The following is a 520-nucleotide window of genomic DNA, read 5'->3' as shown; positions in this document are numbered from 1 at the left end:
TCATGCCGGGTCCCCGTCCGCGAGGGGCAGCCGGATCACGGCGTCGAGGCCGCCGCGGTCCCGATTCGAGAGCCCGAGTGAACCGCCCTGTTCGCTGAGCAAGCGCTCGACCATGCTCAGGCCCAGCCCGTGGCCGATCACGGAGCGATGCCGGTGCGAGCGCCAGAAACGCTGCCCGACGGAGCGCAGCTCGGCCTCGGTCAGGCCCTCCCCGTCATCGCTCACCCGGATGAGTGCCGCGGGGGACTGTACCTCGGGAAACTGCGCCGCGGGAGACTGTGCCGCGGGGGACTGTGCCTCGGGGGACTGCGCCGCGGGAGACTGCATCTCGGGAGACTGCACCCCGGGAAACTGCGCCGCGGACCCGTGCCAGCCCGCGTCGAGCCCGACCGTGACGCTCACCCGGCTCCGCCCGTACTTCAGGGCGTTCGCGATCAGCTCGGCGACGGCCTGCTCCAGCTCGAACGGGGCACAGCGCACCAGGAGCTCGGCCTCGGGCAGCTCCCCGCTGAGCCGGATG

Annotated in this window: 1 protein-coding gene; it reads right to left on the bottom strand. The window is 72.7% G+C overall.

Going from position 1 to position 520, the window contains the following annotated elements:
• Positions 1–520: sensor histidine kinase (locus OOT08_RS02855; protein WP_325091033.1), on the bottom strand; the 520-nt coding region annotated here is incomplete at its 5' end.

The organism is Leucobacter sp. M11 (assembly GCF_035726885.1).
Taxonomy (GTDB): domain Bacteria; phylum Actinomycetota; class Actinomycetes; order Actinomycetales; family Microbacteriaceae; genus JAPFRB01.
The sequence above is the reverse complement of the archived record's forward strand: the minus strand, read 5'-3'. Positions and strand labels throughout refer to the sequence as shown.